The organism is Klebsiella sp. MBT K-1 (genome assembly GCF_002556465.1).
Taxonomy (GTDB): domain Bacteria; phylum Pseudomonadota; class Gammaproteobacteria; order Enterobacterales; family Enterobacteriaceae; genus Klebsiella; species Klebsiella grimontii.
The window spans coordinates 161,755-181,027 of sequence record NZ_PDEL01000002.1 but is presented as its reverse complement, the minus strand read 5'-3'; the positions used below and the strand labels follow the sequence as shown (position 1 = coordinate 181,027).

Annotated in this window: 21 protein-coding genes; 12 read left to right on the top strand and 9 right to left on the bottom strand. The window is 58.1% G+C overall.

Translation table 11 applies throughout. From position 1 onward, the window contains the following. Positions 1-150: 150 nt before the first annotated feature. The gene (sad, locus tag CMQ96_RS03345) at positions 151-1,539 is read right to left on the bottom strand and encodes a succinate-semialdehyde dehydrogenase (RefSeq protein ID WP_176518973.1); all 1,389 of its coding nucleotides are present in this window, start codon (positions 1,537-1,539) and stop codon (positions 151-153) included. A gap of 102 nt (positions 1,540-1,641) precedes the next feature. Here sad and CMQ96_RS03340 point away from each other — a divergent pair, with 102 nt between their 5' ends. Beyond that, complete coding sequence (locus CMQ96_RS03340; protein ID WP_098065889.1) at positions 1,642-2,520, top strand: LysR family transcriptional regulator; 879 nt, start codon at positions 1,642-1,644, stop codon at positions 2,518-2,520. On the opposite strand, the gene CMQ96_RS03335 is transcribed toward CMQ96_RS03340, so the two are convergent. Further along, positions 2,474-2,956, bottom strand: coding sequence for a GNAT family N-acetyltransferase (locus CMQ96_RS03335; protein WP_049085887.1), 483 nt, complete (start codon positions 2,954-2,956; stop codon positions 2,474-2,476). The two genes, CMQ96_RS03340 and CMQ96_RS03335, sit on opposite strands and share 47 nt — an antisense overlap. A gap of 145 nt (positions 2,957-3,101) precedes the next feature. On the opposite strand from CMQ96_RS03335, the gene CMQ96_RS03330 reads away from it, so the two are divergent. Next, positions 3,102-4,046, top strand: a complete 945-nt coding sequence (locus CMQ96_RS03330) for an L-lactate dehydrogenase (RefSeq protein ID WP_049085886.1) — start codon at positions 3,102-3,104, stop codon at positions 4,044-4,046. Between the two features lie 12 nt (positions 4,047-4,058). Here the strand turns inward: CMQ96_RS03330 and CMQ96_RS03325 are convergent, their stop codons facing one another. Genes CMQ96_RS03325 through CMQ96_RS03315 form a run of 3 tightly spaced genes read right to left on the bottom strand, consistent with a single transcriptional unit; the run spans position 4,059 to position 7,039 of the window. Continuing rightward, the gene (locus CMQ96_RS03325) at positions 4,059-4,820 is read right to left on the bottom strand and encodes a DeoR/GlpR family DNA-binding transcription regulator (RefSeq protein WP_024358066.1); all 762 of its coding nucleotides are present in this window, start codon (positions 4,818-4,820) and stop codon (positions 4,059-4,061) included. 1 nt (position 4,821) lies between these two features. After that, positions 4,822-5,808 carry a D-threonate 4-phosphate dehydrogenase gene (locus CMQ96_RS03320; protein WP_098065887.1) on the bottom strand — a complete coding sequence of 329 codons (987 nt, stop codon included), beginning with the start codon at positions 5,806-5,808 and terminating at the stop codon, positions 4,822-4,824. Continuing rightward, on the bottom strand, positions 5,801-7,039 hold the full coding sequence (locus CMQ96_RS03315) for a four-carbon acid sugar kinase family protein (RefSeq protein ID WP_098065885.1): 1,239 nt from the start codon (positions 7,037-7,039) through the stop codon (positions 5,801-5,803). Before CMQ96_RS03315 ends, CMQ96_RS03320 begins: the two co-directional genes overlap by 8 nt. 176 nt (positions 7,040-7,215) lie before the next feature. On the opposite strand from CMQ96_RS03315, the gene CMQ96_RS03310 reads away from it, so the two are divergent. The 6 genes from CMQ96_RS03310 to CMQ96_RS03285 all read left to right on the top strand — a co-directional run bounded on the left by CMQ96_RS03310 (position 7,216) and on the right by CMQ96_RS03285 (position 13,105). Continuing rightward, the gene (locus CMQ96_RS03310; RefSeq protein WP_098065883.1) at positions 7,216-8,361 is read left to right on the top strand and encodes an iron-containing alcohol dehydrogenase; all 1,146 of its coding nucleotides are present in this window, start codon (positions 7,216-7,218) and stop codon (positions 8,359-8,361) included. 18 nt (positions 8,362-8,379) lie between these two features. Next, positions 8,380-9,264, top strand: coding sequence for a dihydrodipicolinate synthase family protein (locus CMQ96_RS03305; RefSeq protein ID WP_004132750.1), 885 nt, complete (start codon positions 8,380-8,382; stop codon positions 9,262-9,264). A gap of 111 nt (positions 9,265-9,375) precedes the next feature. Next, a complete protein-coding gene (locus CMQ96_RS03300; protein WP_064411265.1) occupies positions 9,376-10,137 on the top strand; it encodes a TerC family protein in 762 nt (253 codons plus the stop codon). 28 nt (positions 10,138-10,165) lie between these two features. Continuing rightward, a complete protein-coding gene (locus CMQ96_RS03295; protein WP_098065881.1) occupies positions 10,166-11,335 on the top strand; it encodes an exo-alpha-sialidase in 1,170 nt (389 codons plus the stop codon). Further along, positions 11,335-11,805, top strand: coding sequence for a YhcH/YjgK/YiaL family protein (locus CMQ96_RS03290; protein ID WP_098065879.1), 471 nt, complete (start codon positions 11,335-11,337; stop codon positions 11,803-11,805). Before CMQ96_RS03295 ends, CMQ96_RS03290 begins: the two co-directional genes overlap by 1 nt. A gap of 19 nt (positions 11,806-11,824) precedes the next feature. Then, positions 11,825-13,105, top strand: a complete 1,281-nt coding sequence (locus CMQ96_RS03285; RefSeq protein WP_004132757.1) for an SLC13 family permease — start codon at positions 11,825-11,827, stop codon at positions 13,103-13,105. Between the two features lie 142 nt (positions 13,106-13,247). On the opposite strand, the gene CMQ96_RS03280 is transcribed toward CMQ96_RS03285, so the two are convergent. Together CMQ96_RS03280 and CMQ96_RS03275 are read right to left on the bottom strand one after the other, a co-directional pair. Then, positions 13,248-14,036 carry a PhzF family phenazine biosynthesis protein gene (locus tag CMQ96_RS03280; protein WP_004132759.1) on the bottom strand — a complete coding sequence of 263 codons (789 nt, stop codon included), beginning with the start codon at positions 14,034-14,036 and terminating at the stop codon, positions 13,248-13,250. A 9-nt stretch (positions 14,037-14,045) separates the two neighbouring features. Continuing rightward, the gene (locus CMQ96_RS03275; RefSeq protein WP_049089024.1) at positions 14,046-14,837 is read right to left on the bottom strand and encodes a PhzF family phenazine biosynthesis protein; all 792 of its coding nucleotides are present in this window, start codon (positions 14,835-14,837) and stop codon (positions 14,046-14,048) included. A gap of 205 nt (positions 14,838-15,042) precedes the next feature. On the opposite strand from CMQ96_RS03275, the gene CMQ96_RS03270 reads away from it, so the two are divergent. Then, positions 15,043-16,242, top strand: coding sequence for a sugar transporter (locus tag CMQ96_RS03270; protein WP_049089023.1), 1,200 nt, complete (start codon positions 15,043-15,045; stop codon positions 16,240-16,242). Between the two features lie 73 nt (positions 16,243-16,315). On the opposite strand, the gene CMQ96_RS03265 is transcribed toward CMQ96_RS03270, so the two are convergent. Beyond that, positions 16,316-16,984: a MarC family NAAT transporter gene (locus CMQ96_RS03265; protein WP_004132764.1), complete on the bottom strand. Its 669-nt coding sequence runs from the start codon at positions 16,982-16,984 to the stop codon at positions 16,316-16,318. Between the two features lie 261 nt (positions 16,985-17,245). Between CMQ96_RS03265 and marR the strand changes: the two genes are divergently transcribed. The 3 genes from marR to marB are packed head-to-tail and all read left to right on the top strand — an operon-like array spanning position 17,246 to position 18,327. After that, on the top strand, positions 17,246-17,680 hold the full coding sequence (gene marR, locus CMQ96_RS03260; protein WP_004102349.1) for a multiple antibiotic resistance transcriptional regulator MarR: 435 nt from the start codon (positions 17,246-17,248) through the stop codon (positions 17,678-17,680). Between the two features lie 17 nt (positions 17,681-17,697). Then, positions 17,698-18,078 carry an MDR efflux pump AcrAB transcriptional activator MarA gene (gene marA, locus CMQ96_RS03255; protein WP_004102351.1) on the top strand — a complete coding sequence of 127 codons (381 nt, stop codon included), beginning with the start codon at positions 17,698-17,700 and terminating at the stop codon, positions 18,076-18,078. A 30-nt stretch (positions 18,079-18,108) separates the two neighbouring features. Continuing rightward, a complete protein-coding gene (marB, locus tag CMQ96_RS03250) occupies positions 18,109-18,327 on the top strand; it encodes a multiple antibiotic resistance protein MarB (protein WP_004119836.1) in 219 nt (72 codons plus the stop codon). 32 nt (positions 18,328-18,359) lie between these two features. Here the strand turns inward: marB and eamA are convergent, their stop codons facing one another. Then, positions 18,360-19,259, bottom strand: coding sequence for an O-acetylserine/cysteine exporter (gene eamA, locus CMQ96_RS03245; RefSeq protein WP_024358059.1), 900 nt, complete (start codon positions 19,257-19,259; stop codon positions 18,360-18,362). Positions 19,260-19,273: the final 14 nt, after the last annotated feature.

Here is a 19,273-nt window from a genome sequence, read left to right as displayed (position 1 = left end):
GCGAAGAAACAGCCTCTTTCTCGCTTCGGTGCCGCTAAGTGAATAGCTTAATCATATCGGGGCTTTTTTCCCGGGCTACGCGATCGCAGATGGCTGTGACCCGTAGCCCGGGCAGGGGCATCGCGCCGCCTCCGGGGGCAGTTTGTAGGGTTAGTGGCGATCTCTCCAGACGGTCTGCACGTTGCAGAATTCATGCAGGCCAAAATGGGAGAGCTCGCGGCCAAAACCGCTTTTCTTCACGCCGCCGAACGCCACGCGGGCATCGCTGGCGCAGTAGCCGTTGATAAACACCCCGCCGCACTCCAGCTCATCGGCAAAGCGCCGGGCCTGCGTTTCACTGGTGGTATAAACCGTTGCTGAAAGGCCAAATTCGCTCTCGTTAGCCAGCGCCAGCGCATGATCGGCATCGCGGGCTTCGGTAATCGTCGCCACCGGCCCAAACAGTTCCTCGCGAAAGCCGGTCATCTCAGCGGTGACGTTCCCCAGCACCGTTGGCGCATAGTAGTTGCCTGCGCCTTCGATTTTTTCCGCGCCCAGCAGCAGGGTCGCCCCCTCTTTTAGGGTTGCCCGCACCTGCTCGTGCAGCTCATCGCGCAGGTCGAAACGCGCCATCGGTCCAATATAATTCTGCTCATCGCGCGGATCGCCCATTTTCAGCGCGGCGACGGCGGCGACAAATTTCTGCGTAAAGGCTTCAGCAATACCCGTCTCGACGATGAAACGCTTCGCGGCTGCGCAGACCTGCCCGGTATTCTGGTAGCGGCCAATCACCGCCGCCTTCACCGCCTCATCAAGGTCGGCGTCGTTAAGGACGATAAAAGGATCGGAACCGCCCAGCTCCAGCACGCATTTTTTCAACGCCGCGCCGGCCTGGGCGCCAATCGCCTTCCCGGCGCGCACGCTGCCGGTGACGGTCACCGCGGCGATGCGCGGGTCGTTAATCATTTGCGAAACGCCGTCGTTGGTGGCGTTCACCCAGCCAAACACGCCTTCCGGCACGCCCGCTGCGGCAAAAATTTCGCCAATCATCGCCGCGCTGCCCAGCACGTTTGGCGCATGCTTAAGCAGATAGCTGTTGCCCGCCAGCAGAATCGGCACCGCGCCGCGCAGCACCTGCCACACCGGGAAGTTCCACGGCATGATCGCGAGGATAGCGCCCATCGGACGGTACTCAATTACCGCTTTATTGTCTTCAACCAGCGTCGCTTCGGTATTCAGCATCGCCGGGCCGTGTTCGGCATACCAGTCACAAAGATTGGCGGATTTAGCGACTTCGCCGCGCGCCTGGGCAATCGGTTTGCCCATCTCAAGGCTAATCATTTGCGCCAGCGCTTCGCTCCGGGCGCGCATCGCGGCGCCGACGTTACGCAGCGTCGTCGCGCGCTGCGCCACGCTGACCTTGCGCCATTGGCGATAGCCTTGTTCCGCAAGCGCAATGGCTGAATCAACCTGTTGTTCGCTGGCCCATGGCAGAGACGACAGCGTTTCACCTGTCGTTGGGTTCACGGAAACCGCATGAGTGGCAGATAAATTCATCATTTTTCTCTCTGTGTTGATTGCGAAGTGACCTTATTCTGGCTTACCCTTCCCTTCATTAAAAATGAATAATATTGAGCAACCCTTTCACAAAAGAAGAACGCTATGGATCTGACCCAGCTTGAGATGTTTAACGCCGTCGCCAGCACCGGCAGCATTACCCAGGCCGCGCAGAAGGTGCATCGCGTGCCGTCGAACCTGACCACGCGCATTCGCCAGCTGGAGGCGGATCTCGGCGTCGAACTGTTTATTCGCGAAAACCAGCGCCTGCGCCTGTCGCCCGCCGGACACGGCTTTTTACGCTATAGCCAGCAGATCCTGGCGCTGGTTGATGAGGCGCGGATGGTGGTCGCGGGGGACGAGCCTCAGGGGCTGTTTTCGCTCGGCTCGCTGGAGAGTACCGCCGCCGTGCGTATTTCCCCGACCCTGGCGCACTTTAATCAGCGCTATCCGAAGATCCATCTGGCCCTCTCCACCGGCCCGTCCGGCACCATGATCGACGGCGTACTCGAGGGCAACCTGAGCGCGGCGTTCGTCGACGGCCCGCTGGTGCATCCGGGGCTTGAAGGGTTACCGGTGTTCCCTGAAGAGATGATGATCGTCGCGCCATTTGGCCATCCGCCCATCGCCCGGGCCAGCGAAGTGAACGGCGCCAGCGTCTACGCGTTTCGCGCCAACTGCTCCTACCGCCGTCATTTTGAGAGCTGGTTCCACGCCGATCGCGCCACCCCGGGGCGGATCCATGAGATGGAGTCCTACCACGGAATGCTGGCCTGCGTCATTGCCGGCGCCGGGCTGGCGCTGATCCCGCGCAGCATGCTCGAGAGCATGCCGGGCCACCAGCAGGTTTCCGCCTGGCCGCTGGCCGAAGAGTGGCGCTGGTTAACGACCTGGCTGGTCTGGCGGCGCGGGGCGAAAACTCGCCAGCTCGAAGCGTTTATAGCGCTGCTGAACGAAGATCGACAAGCAGCAGTTTCTCCATAAAGATGCTTAACGGATCCGGCTGATACGGCGCGAAGGCGCTGCGGGTCTGATACCCATTGCGCGTATATAGCGCAACGGCGGCGTGCTGATGGATGCCGGTTTCCAGGCGCAGGGTATGGCATTCCCGATTTATCGCCTCTTTCTCCAGCGCCGCCAGCAGTTTTTCTCCCAGCTGCTGGCCGCGATGGGCCGGGTTAATGAACACCCGTTTCATCTCGCCAAACCCCTCTTCGCCGAGCACGATCGCCCCGCAGCCAACGGCCTGCTGCCGGGTATCGCGGATAATTAGCGCGATAACCGACTCCGCCGGAAGCGCGCTCAGGTCGATCAGATGGTTGCTTTCCGCCGGATAGAGCGTCTGCTGGTAGGCGTCCAGTTCGGCAATTAAAGCGGTGAGGTCCGGATGGTTTAGCGGGGTCGCGGCGATGGTGTACATAAATAAGCTCCTTTTTTGAGCGTACTGTAGCGCGCAGCGTCCGCAGCGCCGCCATAGCATTAACTTATAGCTTCCGGCCCCGCTTGCGCTAACCCCTTGGGAGGCAGTAATTTTGCGGCATGATGTCTTTTATCAGGATAAAACGATGAATACCAAAGCGCGCAAGGTGATGATTATCGGGGCCGGAAACGTCGGCGCCTCTGCGGCCTACGCCCTGTTAAACCAGTCGGTTTGCGAGGAGTTGATCCTTGTCGATCTCAATAAACCACGCGCCGAAGCGCACGCTCAGGACCTGAGCGACGCGGCCGCCTATATGCCGGGAATGATGACCATTTCCACCCGCGAAGCCAGCGACTGCGCCGATGTCGATATCGCGGTGATCACCGTTTCCGGCGGCGCGCTCAAGCCGGGCCAGACCCGATTGGATGAATTGACCAACACGGCGAAAATCGTCAAAAGCCTTGTCCCGCAGATGATGAACGGCGGCTTCAACGGCATCTTTTTGGTTGCCACCAATCCCTGCGACATCATCACCTGGCAGGTGTGGCAGCTTTCCGGCCTGCCGCGCGGCCAGGTGCTGGGAACCGGCGTCTGGTTAGATACCACCCGCTTACGCAGGGTGCTGGCCCAGGCGCTGGATATCGGCGCGCAAAGCATCGACGCCTTTATTCTGGGCGAGCATGGCGATGCCCAGTTTCCGGTATGGTCGCACTCGGCGGTTTACGGCTCCGCCATCGCCGATGTTTACCAGAAACATACCGGTAAAGCCCTCGACCGGGATCTGATTGCCGACAAGGTGCGTAAGCTGGGGTTTGAGATTTACGCCGGCAAAGGCTGCACGGAGTACGGCGTCGCTGGGACCATCGCCGAAATCTGTCGCAATATTTTCACCGGCAGCCATCGTGCGCTGGCGGTATCGTGCATTCTTGATGGCGAGTACGGGGTAACCGGCGCGGCGGCCGGCGTTCCGGCGGTGCTCACGCAAAGCGGCGTGCAGCAAATTATTGAGCTGCAGCTGGCCGATGATGAAGCGGAGAAGTTTCGCCACGCTATCGAGGTGATTAAAGCCAGTATCGCCCGTCTGCCGTAAGCCGCTTCCCGGTTAGCCGGCCACGATCAGCCGGGGATGAATATGCGTTAACGCTTCGCGCGTCGCTTCCGGCAGATGACTGTCGGTAATGATATCGGTGAGTGAGTCGAGATGCGTGATATTAAACAGCGACCAGGCGCCGTATTTAGAGCTGTCCGCCAGCAGTATGCGCCGCCGGGCGTTGGCGATTAAGTCGCGCTTCAGCGCCGCTTTTTCTTCCGTTGGCGAGGTGACGCCCTTCTCCAGGTCCCAGCCGTTGCAGCTGACAAATGCCAGATCGGGCCAGATATTCTGCAGCAGGCGGCGCCCGTGATCGCCGATGCAGGACTGGCTGCTGTCGTCGATGCGCCCGCCGATGATCGTCACTTCAATTTGCTTAAACTCCGACAGGAACAGGGCGATATGCAGGTCGCTGGTGATCACCCGCAGCGGCAGATGGGTAATTTGCCGGGCCAGTTCAATCATGGTGGTCCCGGCATCGAGGACAATGGCGTCCCCGGCCTTGACCAACGCCGCCGCCGCGCTGGCGATGGCGTATTTTTCCTGCTGGCTACGCTGGGATTTCTCCTGCGTGGTCGGTTGTGCTGGAATAAACCGGTTGAGGGTCACGCCGCCGTGCGTTCGGCTGATCACCCCTTCCTGATCGAGCTTAATCAGGTCGCGGCGAATGGTCGCGGGCGAGGCGTCGGTCACCGCCACCAGCTGGTCCACTGTCACCAGATTATGGCTCTTGAGATAATCCATAATCTGCTCTAACCGGTTATATCCCTTCATGTTATTCCTGTGCGATTTGCATGGCGAGCTCAATAGAGGTAGTCATGCTGTCAGACTTAGCTTTACCTGTCCAGGCAATATCAAACGCCGTGCCGTGGTCGGCGGAAGTGCGAATAAACGGCAGTCCGGCGGTAATATTCACCCCATCATAAAACCCAAGCAATTTTAGCGGAATATGTCCCTGATCGTGATACATCGCCACGACCATATCAAACAGGCCTTCGTGGCACTGCATAAACACCGTATCCGGCGGGCACGGTCCGGTGACGTTAAGACCTTTGGCTTTCATCGCTTCTACCGCCGGCCCGACGATACGGATCTCTTCATCGCCAAACAGGCCGTTTTCACCGGCGTGAGGATTAACCCCGGCGACGGCAATACGCGGCTGGCTATAACCCACCCGGCGCAGGAAGCTATCGGCAATACCAATCACCGTCTCCACCCGCGGCTGGTTCAGGTTATCGAGGAAGTTACGCAGCGCCACGTGGGTGGAGATATGGATAACCTTGAGCTTATCGGTATACAGCACCATCGCGAAATCTTTGGTCTGCGTCAGATGGGCGAGCATTTCGGTATGCCCCGGGAAGTTGTGCCCGGCCAGATGCAGCGCTTCTTTATTTAACGGCGCGGTGGCGAGCGCGAACACCTCTCCGGCCATCGCCAGGTCGGTCGCCCGCTTGATGCAGCGGTATGCTAAATCCCCCGCCTGTGCCTGTACTTCGCCCGGGCGCAGCCCCTGCGGATCGGCCAGCGGTTCGTCGATCACGTTAATCGTGCCCGCGCTGAACTGCGCCTGCCTCGGGTTCTCAATGATTCGCAGTTCGGCGCGCGGGGTGATCCCCAGCGCCAGGATCCGCCGCAGCGTCTGCGCGCAGCCCACCACGACTACCGGCGCGCCGTTGAGTTTCCCCTCAACCAGCGATTTAATAATAATTTCCGGGCCAATGCCTGCCGGATCTCCCATCGTTACCGCTATGATGTTAGTCACTCATTTTCTCCTCAATAAAGTTCACGACCTCCAGCAGGGTGGTTTCCGTTCCGAATCCGCCTGCCTTGGTCATTACCGGCCGCTGCCAGCTACTACCCAGAAAATTGCCGTACGGCACGCATTGCGCCACCCGGCCTGTAATATGAAATCCGCTGGCGCCCAGCGCCTGCGCCACGGCGATAGCCACGTCGCCGCCGGATAAATAGAGCGCCCCCGGCTGGCTTTGCGCGATGGCCAGCTCGCTCACGCGCGCCAGATACGCGCAGATCCGCTCGCCAAGCGCGGTGCGATCGACCCCGTGCTGCCGGCACAGGGCTTCAATACCCTTTCGCGCCTCGCTATCGGGACGCGTGGTGACGACGCAATGATTATTTTCACTCAATACCGCGGCGATGCATCGGGCGTCAGCGTTGGCATCGCCGCCAAACGCCCTCGCGACATCAATTTCTACGCGAACAACGCGCGAATGCGCCTCAAGCCGGGCGACCTGCTGTTGCGCAATCTCGCTCATTGAACCGACAATCGCCAGCAGCGGTCCGCGCGGTACGGCGGCCAGCCGACGCGCCAGGGCGTCACATAGCCCCGCAGCCCCCACCAGCAGCACCCGCTGCTCGCACACAGCGACCGTGGCGATAATGGCGTCCAGCTGCTGGTTTTCTTCGGCATCCACGATCAGCACCCGCGGCGTCTCAACCGTTTGTTCCAGCTCTGCCGCCAGCCCGGCGACCGTTGTCCCGCGGCACAGCACATCGCTTTGTTGAGCGACCACGACGGCGATATCCGCGCTGCTGACCGGCGTTTTCGGGTCGGTCGCGAACTCGGTTTCATTGACCGGCACGCCGTGCACATAGCACAGGCCCCGGCGCGTCACCCGGCCTGCCGCCGGAAAGGCGGGCGCCAGAACCGCTACGGCGCAGTTCAGCGCGCGCATCGTTGCTTCCAGCTCAGCGCCGAGATTGCCACGCAGCGTGGAGTCGATTTTTTTCACCGTCCAGCGCGGCTGAAAACGCGGCAACACCGCCTGTAAAAGATGCGTGATGCGCCGTGCCGCCTCTGCGGCGGGCTGCGCGCGGCTGTCGCTATTGAGGATCAGCGCCTGCGCCTCCCCCTGGTAACTGGCGGTAAACGCCACTTCCGCCCGCATCCCCGTCTCCGCCAGGCTGACTCCCGCGTCATTTGCGCCGGTAAAGTCATCAGCCAGAACCAGCACCTTGTTATCGCCGCTGCCCATCGTTTTCCCTTTTCAAGCTGTTCGATATTGATAATGATTATATTCAATCACAATTGATTAAATGTGAGCAAGCTCAAGTTATTAAATCTCGCTATAAATTATAACTTCATCCCACAATGTGAGTGGCACGCAGAAAAGATGATTAAATTTAATCATTCATTACCGAGGAGAAAAAAGTGGCAACCATTAACAGCACTCTGATTAGCGGCGCGGGCGCCTTTACCGCCCTGCTGCCGCTGCTAGCGGGCAAAAGGCGCATTTTGCTGGTCACCGACGCCAACGTGGGCAAACTCGATGCCGCGCAGCAGATCCGCGCGCTTCTGGAAGATGAGGGGCGTCAGCTGCAGGTGATGGATTCCGTACCGGCTGAGCCGAGCCAGCATGATATGGCGCAAATTCTGCGCCTCGTCAGCGCTAACCAAGCGGAGCTTATTGTCGGGATCGGCGGCGGTAGCGTTCTGGATGTGACCAAGCTGCTCTCCGTTATGCTGCATCCCCGCTCGCCGGGGCTGGATGCGCTGCTGGCCGGCGAAAAGCCGCAGCAAAAGGTGACCTCGTTATTAATTCCCGCCACCGCCGGCACCGGTTCCGAAGCCACGCCGAACGCGATCCTGGCGATCCCGGAACAGAATACGAAGGTGGGGATTATCTCCCCGGTTCTGCTGCCGGACTACGTTGCCCTGCTGCCGGAATTGACCACCAGCATGCCCGCGCACATCGCCTCCTCTACCGGCATCGACGCGCTGTGCCACCTGATTGAATGCTTTACTTCGACCGTTGCCAATCCGGTTAGCGATAACGCGGCGCTGATTGGCCTGCGCAAGCTGGTGCGCAACATCGAGCTGTCGGTGAGCGAGCCGCACAATCTGGCGGCGAAGCTGGAGATGCTGTGGGCCTCTTATTATGGCGGAGTGGCCATTAACCATGCGGGCACTCATCTGGTTCATGCCCTTTCCTATCCGTTAGGCGGCAAATATCACCTGCCGCACGGCGTGGCTAACGCCATCCTGCTGGCGCCTTGTATGAAGGTGGTGCGCCCGCACGCGGTGGCGAAATTCGCGCAAGTATGGGATTTGATCCCTGACGCCGATCTGACGCTTAGCGAAGAACAAAAATCTCATGCGCTGGTCGCCTGGCTGGCCGCGCTGGTGAAACGCCTGCAGCTGCCCGACAACCTCGCCGCGCTGGGCGTGCCGCAGGAGAGTATCGGCGAACTGAGCGAAGCGGCGCTGAACGTCAAACGTTTACTGAATAATGCGCCATGCAGCGTTAACCAGGAGCAGGTTGAGGCGGTTTACCGCACCCTGTTCCCAGCACAATAACACCAGGGAAGAGATGAAATGAGCAATTCAATTACCGGCGTTCTGACCGCCATCGTCACGCCTTTTACCGCCGAGGGAGCCGTAAATATTCCGGCGCTGAAGCAGCAGGTGCAGCGCCAGCTCGCCGCGGGCAACGGTATTTTCTGCGGCGGGACCAACGGCGAGTTTTTTGTGCTCAATGAAGCGGAAAAAGTCGCTGTCGCTAAAGCCTGCGTGGAAGAAGTCGCCGGTCGCGCGCCGGTGGTGGCGCATATCGGTGAAGTGTCGACTCGCGAAACGATCCGCCTGGGTAAACAGATCGAACAACTGGGCGTTGACGCGGTCTCGGTCATCACCCCCTGGTTTGTGCCGCTAAAACAGGATGAGCTGATCGCCCACTATACCGCCATTGCTGACGCCCTGAGCGTACCGGTATTTCTCTACAACATCCCGGCGCGCACCGGCAACACCATTGAACCGCAAACCGCGCGCGCGCTGGCGCAGCATCCGAACATTATCGGCGTCAAAGACAGCGCCGGCAGCTACGAAAGCCTGAAGGGTTTCCTCGATGCGGTCCGGGATATCGCCGATTTTGACGTGCTGAACGGCCCTGATTCGCTGATACACCAGGGTTTTGTTGATGGCTGCTCCGCCTGTATTTCCGGGCTGGCCAACGTCGCGCCAAAAGAGATCAACGCCATCTGGGCAAATTTTAAAGCGGGCAATGTTGAGGGCTCCCGCCAGGCTCAGGAGAGCGTCACCGGCCTGCGCACCGATCTTTATAAAGTTGCGTTCTCGCCGGCGGCGGTAAAAAAGGCGCTGCAGCTGATGGGCCACGATGTTGGCGACAGCCGCTATGCGGTGAGCTTCACCTCGGCGCAGTGCGAGGAAATTAATCATATTATTGCCAAATATATTTCCTGAAGATAGCGGAAATATTTAATTAAATTCCCGGCACTGGTTTAAACAAAAATCAGTGCCGGCAATATTTAATGTTTTGTATATAACGTCTTGCGTAGCGTAAGGGATGTTTCAATGTTTATATGGATGCTTGATCCTGAAATATGGTTGACGCTGGTAACGCTCACCTTTCTGGAGATTATTCTCGGGGTCGATAATATTATCTTTCTCTCGCTGGTGGTGGCCAAGCTCCCACCGCATCAGCAAAATATTGCGCGTAAGTTGGGATTAAGCGGCGCCATGGTTATGCGCGTGCTATTGCTGGTATCTATTGCCTGGCTGGCGCATATAACGTTGCCGCTGTTTACTATTGCGCATTTTGTCGTATCGGTGCGCACCATCATTTTATTTGTCGGTGGTTGTTTCCTTATTTACAAGTCACTGCAGGAGATACGCGGTGAACTCCAGCTGGCAGAAGAGTCGCACGGCGGCGGCCAGCGTCAGCTTTCGCTGGCCGGGGCCATCATCCAGATTATGTTGCTGGATATCGTGTTCAGCCTTGATTCTGTTATTACCGCAGTCGGTTTGTCGCAACATATTTTCATTATGATTACGGCAGTCATTATCGCTGTTGGCATTATGATGTTCGCGGCAAAAACCATCGGCGATTTTGTCAATAACACGCCAACGATGAAAATGCTCGCTTTAACTTTCCTGCTATTAGTCGGGTTATTACTGGTGGCCGACAGTCTGGAAATACATATTGCGAAAGGTTATCTCTATTTTGCCATTTTCTTTTCGCTGGCGGTAGAAACACTCAATATTATTCGCAGCAGAAAAATCATTAAAGTTTCACAACAGCAAGACGCTTACGCCTCATTACCGATCAATAAATAGAACCCTACTGAAATAACGGAGAGTGAATATGTCTGTAACCGCAGTTCGTGACGGAATTATATCTCAGCACCCGCGGGATGAGCGCGTGGAAACCGCCATGCTCCCCTCATCTTGCCCGCAAAATCACGCGGCGAACCTGCTGCCGCTGCCGGACGGCTCGCTGATGTGCGTGTGGTTCGGCGGCACCCAGGAAGGCGTGGCCGATATCTCCGTTTGGGGATCGCGCCTGCTGCCCGGGAGTCGCCAGTGGAGCGAGGCGGTCAAATTGTCCAACGACGCCAGCCGCTCCGAGCAAAACCCGGTGCTGTTTCTGGCTCCGGATAATGTGCTGTGGCTGCTGTGGACCGCGCAGATCTCCGGCAACCAGGATACCGCCATCGTGCGCTATCGCCAGTCAACGGATCTGGGCCAGACCTGGGGCGACATTGCTACCCTGCTCGATAAACCGGGTACCTTTATTCGCCAACCGGTGACCGTTCTGGACAACGGCAACTGGCTGCTGCCGGTCTTCTACTGCCGCACGCAGCCGGGCGAAAAGTGGGTCGGCAACGACGATATCAGCGCCGTCAAAATCTCCGCCGATAAGGGCAAAACCTGGCGCGACGTTGAAGTACCGCAAAGCCTCGGCTGCGTGCATATGAATATCACCGCCCTGCCAGGCGGCACGCTGGTCGCGCTGTTCCGCAGCCGCTGGGCCGACAACATCTATTACAGCCAGTCCGTAGATAACGGCGAAAGCTGGTCAGTGCCGGAACCGACCGAGCTGCCCAATAACAACTCATCCATTCAGGTCACCACCCTCGCCAGCGGCGAACTGGCGCTGGTATTTAACCACATGAGCGCCGCCGGCGCGCTGGAACGCCGCGCGTCGCTTTATGATGAAATCGACGATGGCGATAACAGCCGTAAAGAGCCGGAAGTCACCAGCGGCCGCTCGGCGTTCTGGGGCGCGCCGCGCGCGCCGATGACCGTAGCCATCTCTGCGGATGGCGGCAAAACCTGGCCGTGGCAGCGCAATCTCGACGAAGGCGATGGCTACTGCATGACCAACAACTCGCTGGATAAGCGCAACCGCGAATTCTCCTATCCGAGCATCAAACAAGGGGCGGACGGCACGCTGCACATTGCCTACACCTGGTTCCGTCAGGCGATTAAATACGTGCATATCACGCCCGAATGGGTGAAGGAGTCCGCGTGATGATCGTCGGCAACCTTAACGCTCTGCCGCTGGCAGGGCTTCCCCCAGCGCTGCGGCAAATTCTCGACCATCCGCAGGCCACGCTAGCGGCGCTAAGCGGCAGGCCGGACGGGCGCTGGCAGCCGGAGGGCTGCCGCTGGTTTTGCAATATTGGCGAAGCGCATACCCAGCCGACCGCCCAGCGCCACGCCGAATATCACCAGCAGTGGGCCGATATTCAGGTGATGCTGGCGGGCTGCGAGGTGATTAACGCCGGTATGCTCTGCGTCGCGCAGGATAGCGATGAAGAACGCAAGCCGGATCTGTTTATCGCCCGCGATTGCCGACTGCCGGTGGCCATCACCCTGCATGCCGGTGATTTTGCGATATTTCTGCCCGGCGAACCCCACCAGGCGCTGTGCGCGGTAGACGCGCCGGCAACGGTACGCAAAGCCGTATTTAAAGTGCCGGGCGACATGCTGGAAGGGTAAATAAGAAGGAGCAATAACAATGACAATGGAAATGATTCTGGCGCTGGGCATTCTGGTGCTAATGATAGTTCTTATTATGTCAGACAAAATGGCCTTTGGCGCACCGCCACTGCTCGCCTGTCTGCTATTGGTTGTGACAGGGCTCGCCAACGTTCAACAGGCTTTCGCCGGGTTTGTCAACTCCAGCGTCATCATGATCGCCGGGTTTATGGTGGTGATGGCGGCGCTGCAGAAAACGCGGCTGATAGGCAACGTCAAGTCCGCGATGGTGAGTCTGGTGAACAGAGGCAGCTACAAAAGCTATGCTTTGCTGCTGTTGATTGTGATGCTCGGCGCCAGCCTGGCGGGTACCGGTTCAACCGGCTACTACGTGCTGATTCTGTCGCTGGTTTCGACCATTCCCTACAGCAAGAAGCTGCCGACCTCAAAGCTGATGATGCCGTTGGGATTCGCCACCAACCATCCGCTGTTGCCGGTTAACGTCGCGCTGCTGTTCGGCGTCACCGCAACGGTGCTGCAAACCGCCGGTTTCAACGAAGAAATTTCGATGGTGAAATTTGCGCTGGTCAATCTGGTGATGTCGCTGGCGTTTTTGGCCTGGTGCCTGATTTCGTATCGCTTTTTACCCGATCACCCGATCGCCGACGCCTCCGAGGAAGCAATGGCGGTACGCGAAGAGGAAACCGTCACTCTGCCCGCGTGGAAAGAGTACTGCACCGTCGGGGCGTTCGCCGTCAGCGTGGTCGGCATGATGCTGATGAATCAGTTAGGCAATATCGCCTATGTGGTACCGGGTCTTGCCGCCGCGTTCGTCATGATGATTAATGTCGTCGACTTCAAAGAGGTGCGCGATCATATGGGCGCGCCGGTTATCCTGATGATGGCCGGGGTTATCGGCGTCGCCGACGCGCTGGCGGGCACCGGGTTTACGGCAATGGTGGGCGATGCGGTTGCGGGCGTGCTCGGCTCCAGCGTCTCGCCGTTCGTGTTTATTTTTATCTTTGCGCTGCTGACCAGTACCTGCGCCACCTTTACCGGCTCGAACATGGGTTCGGTCTATATCTTCGCGCCGATTGCGATCGCCGCCTGCACCAGCCTCGGCCTTAACCCAACCGCGGCCGCTATTGCCGTAGTGATTTCAGGCTGGAACGGCGGCTATATGCCAATTGACGGCATGCCGGCAATGATTCTGGGAATGGGTAAATATAAACTGCCGGAATTCTGGCTATTCTCGGTACCGATGTACTTAATTCGTATTCTGGCATTGTGCGTCGGCGCGATCGTTATATTCCCAATGTAATTAACGGATAAGCCCCATCGTCGTTTTACCCGCTCGTGGCGCTGGCTTTTCGTCGCGTACGCAGGATACTTCCGCCTGGTCACCCACTCAGGCTCGGGATCGGCTGGCCTGTCGCCGATCCCGTCTTATTATTACGGCCTGGTTAGCGCAGCGTGATGACGCCGTTTAAATAGGTCACCGCCTGGCCGCTCATCAAGACTCTTTCTCCCTTCAGCTGGCAGCGAATATCGCCGCCGCGCGCGGAAACCTGACGCGCCAGCAGCTGGGTTTTGCCCAGCTTCGCGCTCCAGTAAGGGATCAGCATGGTATGCGCCGAACCGGTTACCGGATCTTCCCACACCGCTTCGCCGGGGGAGAAAAAGCGACTGACGAAGTCATATTCGCCGCTGCCTGCCGCAGTCACGGTCACTTTATGTTCGCCGGGCGTCATCGCCGCAATGTTGGGCCGCAGGGCTTCGACCTGGTCACGAGAGGCGAGTTCGATAATCCACGCGCGCCCCTTGCGGGCGTGGAGGTAGCTGTCGATCCCCAGCGCGGAGAGCATCACCGCAGGCGGTTCGCGCTCTTCGCTTTCACCCGCAGGAAAATCCAGGGTCAGCCAGTCGCCTTCACGGCTTACGGTCAGCCGACCGGAAGCGGTCGCGAAGTGAATCACCGCATCCGGAAAATCCAGGTGATGAAAAATCACGTGCGCGCTGGCAAGCGTGGCGTGGCCGCAGAGATTGACCTCGTTGCGGGTGGTAAACCAGCGCAGCGCAAAACCATCGCTCTCAGGGACCACAAACGCGGTTTCCGACTGGTTGTGCTGTTGGGCCATTTTGAGCAGCAGCTCATCCGGCAGCCACTCCCTGAGCAGACATACCGCCGCCGGATTACCGGCAAAAGGCTGCTCGCTGAAAGCCGCCACCAGATAGACAGGAACGTCAGTCACCGGGTCTCCTTAGCGTAATGTTATGGTGCCGATGAGGTAGGTCGTTGCCTGACCGCCGATCAGGACCCGATCGCCCCGCCATTGACAGCGCAGGTCGCCGCCGCGGGCCGCCCCCTGCCGCGCCTGCATCTCCGTTTTGCCGAGCTTCTCACCCCAGTAGGGAATCAGCATGCTGTGCGCGGACCCGGTGACCGGGTCTTCCGCCACCGACTCGCCCGGACAGAAGAAACGGCTAACAAAGTCATACTCTTCATCCGCGGCGCTGACACAGATCATTTTGCCGAGGCGCTGGAGCATAGGCATGTCCGGACGCACAGCCTCCACCTGCTGGCGGTCGGCTAAAATCACCAGATAATCGCGCGCCACGCGAACGTCCACCGCGTCGCTCAGCCCGAGCCCCGCCAAAAGTTCAGTTGGCGGCTGTTCAACGACCGTCGTCGCCCAGGCCGGGAAATCCAGCGTCAGCCAGTCGCCGCTGCGCGTTACGCGAAGCTCGCCGACAAAGCGGGTGCTAAACACGATTGTCGACGAGGGGTGGTCGAAATATTCAAAAATGACGTGCGAGGCCGCCAGGGTCGCGTGGCCGCAAAGGTTGATTTCGTCCAGCGTCGTAAACCAACGTAGCTCATACCCCTCATCCGTACGGACGAAAAACGCCGTCTCCGACTGATTATGCTGCTGGGCCATTTTCAGCAGCGTTTCGTCCGGCAGCCATTCGGTGAGCGGGCAAACCGCCGCCGCGTTACCGCCAAAGTTGCGATCGCTGAAGGCATCAACCAGATAAAAGCTAATTTCCTGCATTTTTCTGTCCCTCTGTTTTTTTTACTTATCGATAACATGACATAAACGCGAGAAATCCACACGTTTAATAGAAAAATTAATCTGTTAGTCGCAGAAACCTCCCCTCAACAAAAATGAGATACAGATCACAAAATGATTGTATTTTCAGCAGCAATCGTTTTAAGATCGTCCCACTTCTTTCCTCTTTGTAACCAGCCCTGAACTTATGATGACAAATACGGTTTCACGCAAGGTCGCGTGGCTTCGCGTAGTCACGCTTGCGATTGCGGCATTTATCTTTAATACCACCGAATTTGCGCCCGTGGGCCTGCTGTCGGACATCGCCGACAGCTTTGGCATGGAAACGGCGCAGGTAGGGATCATGCTGACGATCTACGCCTGGGTTGTCGCCCTGATGTCGCTGCCCTTTATGCTGCTGACCAGTAAGATGGAGCGCCGTCGCCTGCTGGTTGGCCTGTTTATCCTGTTTATCGCCAGCCACGTGCTGTCGTTCCTGGCCTGGAACTTTAACGTGCTGGTGATCAGCCGTATCGGTATCGCTTTTGCCCACGCGGTGTTCTGGTCGATTACTTCAGCGCTGGCGATTCGTATGGCGCCTGCCGGTAAACGGGCGCAGGCGCTGAGCCTGATTGCCACCGGTACCGCGCTGGCGATGGTCTTCGGCATCCCAATCGGCCGTATCGTCGGGCAGTATTTTGGCTGGCGCACCACCTTCCTGGTCATCGGCCTGGGTGCGCTGGTCACCATGGTTTGCCTGATCAAGCTGCTGCCTAAGCTACCGAGCGAACACTCAGGATCGCTGAAAAGCCTGCCGGTGCTGTTCCGCCGCCCTGCGCTGCTGAGCATCTATTTGCTGACGGTCATCGTGGTGACCGCGCACTATACCGCCTACAGCTATATTGAACCGTTCGTTCAGACGGTGGCCGGGCTGAGCGGCAACTTCGCCACTCTGCTGCTGCTGACCCTGGGCGGCGCGGGGATCGTCGGCAGCATCCTGTTTGGTAAACTCGGCAACCTGCACGCTTCAGGGTTGATTAACGCCGCGATCGGCCTGCTGCTGGTGTGTTTGCTGCTGCTGCTGCCCGCTTCGCACAACGCTAATCACCTGATGCTGCTGAGCGTCTTCTGGGGCGTGGCGATCATGATTATCGGGCTCGGTATGCAGGTGAAAGTGCTGGCGCTGGCGCCGGACGCCACCGACGTGGCGATGTCGTTGTTCTCGGGGATATTTAATATCGGCATCGGCGCGGGCGCGCTGGTCGGCAGCCAGGTCAGCAGCCATCTGTCGATGGCGTCTATTGGCTACGTCGGCGCGATCCCTGCCGTCGTCGCGTTAATCTGGGCGGTGATGATTTTCCGCCGCTGGCCGGTGTCGCTGGAAGACCACCAGCCGCATCACTCCTGATAGTTCGGCGTAAAAAAAGCCTGCCGGTTGCAAAATCGGCAGGCTTTTTTATTTTTCTGGCGACGCAAAGTCGTCAGGCGTGATAAGTCGAAATAATCTCCAGCACGCCGTTGATAATAAACTGCACGCCCATACAGACCAGCAGGAAGCCCATCAGGCGCGAAATCGCCTCAATGCCGCCCTTCCCGACCAGACGCATAATCGCGCCGGAACTGCGCAGGCAGCCCCAGAGGATAATCCCGACCAGGGCAAAAGTAATCGGCGGCGCCACCAGCACCACCCACTCCGGGAAGCTGGCGCCGTGCTTTACCGTCGACGCCGAGCTGATGATCATCGCGATAGTCCCTGGCCCGGCGGTGCTCGGCATCGCCAGCGGAACGAACGCGATATTGGCGGTCGGTTCATCCTCAAGCTCTTCCGATTTCAGCTTGGCTTCCATCGAATCGTGGGCTTTTTGCTGCGGAAACAGCATGCGGAAGCCGATAAAGGCGACAATCAGGCCGCCGGCAATACGCAGACCGGGAATCGATATGCCGAAGGTGTTCATCACCACCTGGCCGGCATACCAGGCGACCATCAGGATGGCGAACACATAAACCGAGGCCATCAGCGACTGACGGTTACGCTCGGCGTTGTTCATATTCCCGGCCAGGCCCAGGAACAGCGCCACGGTAGTCAGCGGGTTCGCCAGCGGTAGAATCACTACCAGCCCCAGGCCTATCGCTTTAAAAAGATCCATCATAGAGAATTAAGGTCCTGTAAATATTTGGATTAGCAAAAAATGACGCGCGCTGAGTATATCGTTTGCGGCCAGATTGTACCCGTTCTCCGCAGTACGCATTCATCATTCAGTCAAATCATAAGACAACAACGCGAAATAGAGTGACCTGCATCACATCATTTCGTTTTAGCAAATCGTGGCATCGGGCAATTCATCAGGTTGACTTATATTTGCCTAGGCAATAATATCTCCCGCAACTAAGTCATTGCCTGGGCAACCATTGTGAAAAGTACAAGCGACCTGTTTAACGAAATGATCCCCCTTGGTCGCTTGATCCAGATGGTTAACCAGAAAAAAGATCGCCTGCTCAACGACTATCTCTCGCCGATGGATATTACTTCCACCCAGTTCCGGGTGCTCTGTTCCATTCGTTGCGAAGTGTGTATTACCCCCGTTGAGCTGAAAACCGTGCTTTCGGTCGATCCAGGCGCGATGACGCGCATGCTCGACCGCCTGGTCTGTAAAGGCTGGATTGAACGGTTACCCAACCCGACTGACAAGCGCGGGGTGCTGGTGCAGTTGACACCAGACGGCGCAGCCCTTTGTGAGCAATGTCATCAGGTTGTGGGTCAGAAATTGCACCAGGAACTAACAAAAAATCTGTCGACGGATGAAGTGGCCACTCTTGAGTGTTTACTCAAAAAAGTTCTGTCGTAATAAGAAGAGGTAAGATGATGTCCAGACGCAATAACGACGCCATCACTATCCATAGTATTTTGTCGTGGATCGAGGATAACCTGGAATCGCCCCTGTCGCTGGAGAAGGTTTCAGAGCGCTCAGGTTACTCCAAGTGGCACCTGCAAAGAATGTTTAAGAAAGAGACCGGTCACTCGCTGGGACAGTACATCCGCAGCCGTAAGCTGACCGAGATCGCGCAGAAGCTGAAGCAGAGCAACGAGCCTATCTTATACCTGGCCGAGCGCTACGGTTTTGAATCGCAGCAAACGCTGACGCGAACTTTCAAAAACTATTTCGATGTTCCGCCGCACCAGTACCGTATTACCAACGTACCGGGCGAGTCGCGCTACCTGCTCCCACTAAACAACTGTTGTTAACCGCCTGCAAAAAGACGTATTGAGGAAATCATGAAACTATTCGCTTCCGCCGCCATCGTGCTATTGGCGCTGGCCTCAGGCCAAAGTTACGCGGAGCAAACCAGCACTCCTGTTCGTCACAACAACCGGGATGCGATGATTATTCCTTCCGAACATAATGATTCGCCTTTTGATTTTAATCACATGGCTTCGGGCAGTGATAAATCAGATGAACTGGGCGTACCGTATTACAACCAGCAAGGCCTGTAAAATCCCTTTAGCCCCGTTACCGGGGCTTTTTTTTACCCCCGCGCCGCGCCCGGACGCGCGATCCGCAGGCCAAACACGTTGATATACAGCCCGGCCAGAATCAGTACCGCCCCCAGCAGCTGCAGGCTATTCAGCGTCTCGCCGAGCAATAAGGCGGCGCTGGCCATCCCGACCACCGGCACCAGCAGCGACAGCGGCGCCACGCGCCAGGTTTCATAGCGGCCGAGCAGCGCTCCCCAGATCCCGTAGCCGACAATCGTGGCGATAAACGCCAGATACAGCAGCGACAGGATCGTCAGCAGGTCGATATCCAGCAGACTTGCCGCCATGACCTGCGGACCGTCGAGGATCCACGACGCCAGCATAAACGGCAGCACCGGGATCAGCGCGCTCCATACCACCAAAGACATAATTGGCGGCCGGCTCGCATGCGACATAATTTTCTTGTTGAAGATATTGCCGCAGGCCCAGCTCAGCGCCGCGGCCAGCGTTAGCATAAAGCCCACCAGCGGCACGTGCTGGCCGCCGAGGCTGGCTTCGACCAGCACCAGCACGCCGAAAATCGCCAGCGCGATCCCCGCCAGCTGTTTCCCCTGCAAACGTTCGCCGAAAATAAACGCCCCGAGAATGATGGTGAAAAAGGCCTGGGCCTGCAGCACCAGCGATGCCAGCCCGGCTGGCATGCCGAGACTAATTGCGCAGAACAGAAACGCAAACTGACCGAAGCTAATCGTCAGGCCGTAGCCCAGCAGCAGGGTTAGCGGAATTTTTGGCCGCGCGACGAAGAACAGCGCCGGGAAAGCCACCAGTAAAAAGCGCAGCCCGGCAAGCATCAGCGGCGGCATATTATGCAGCCCCATCTTGATCACCACGAAATTCAGCCCCCATACCACCACCACCAGCAATGCCAGCAGCCCGTCTTTACGCGTCATACCCGCCTCGGTTG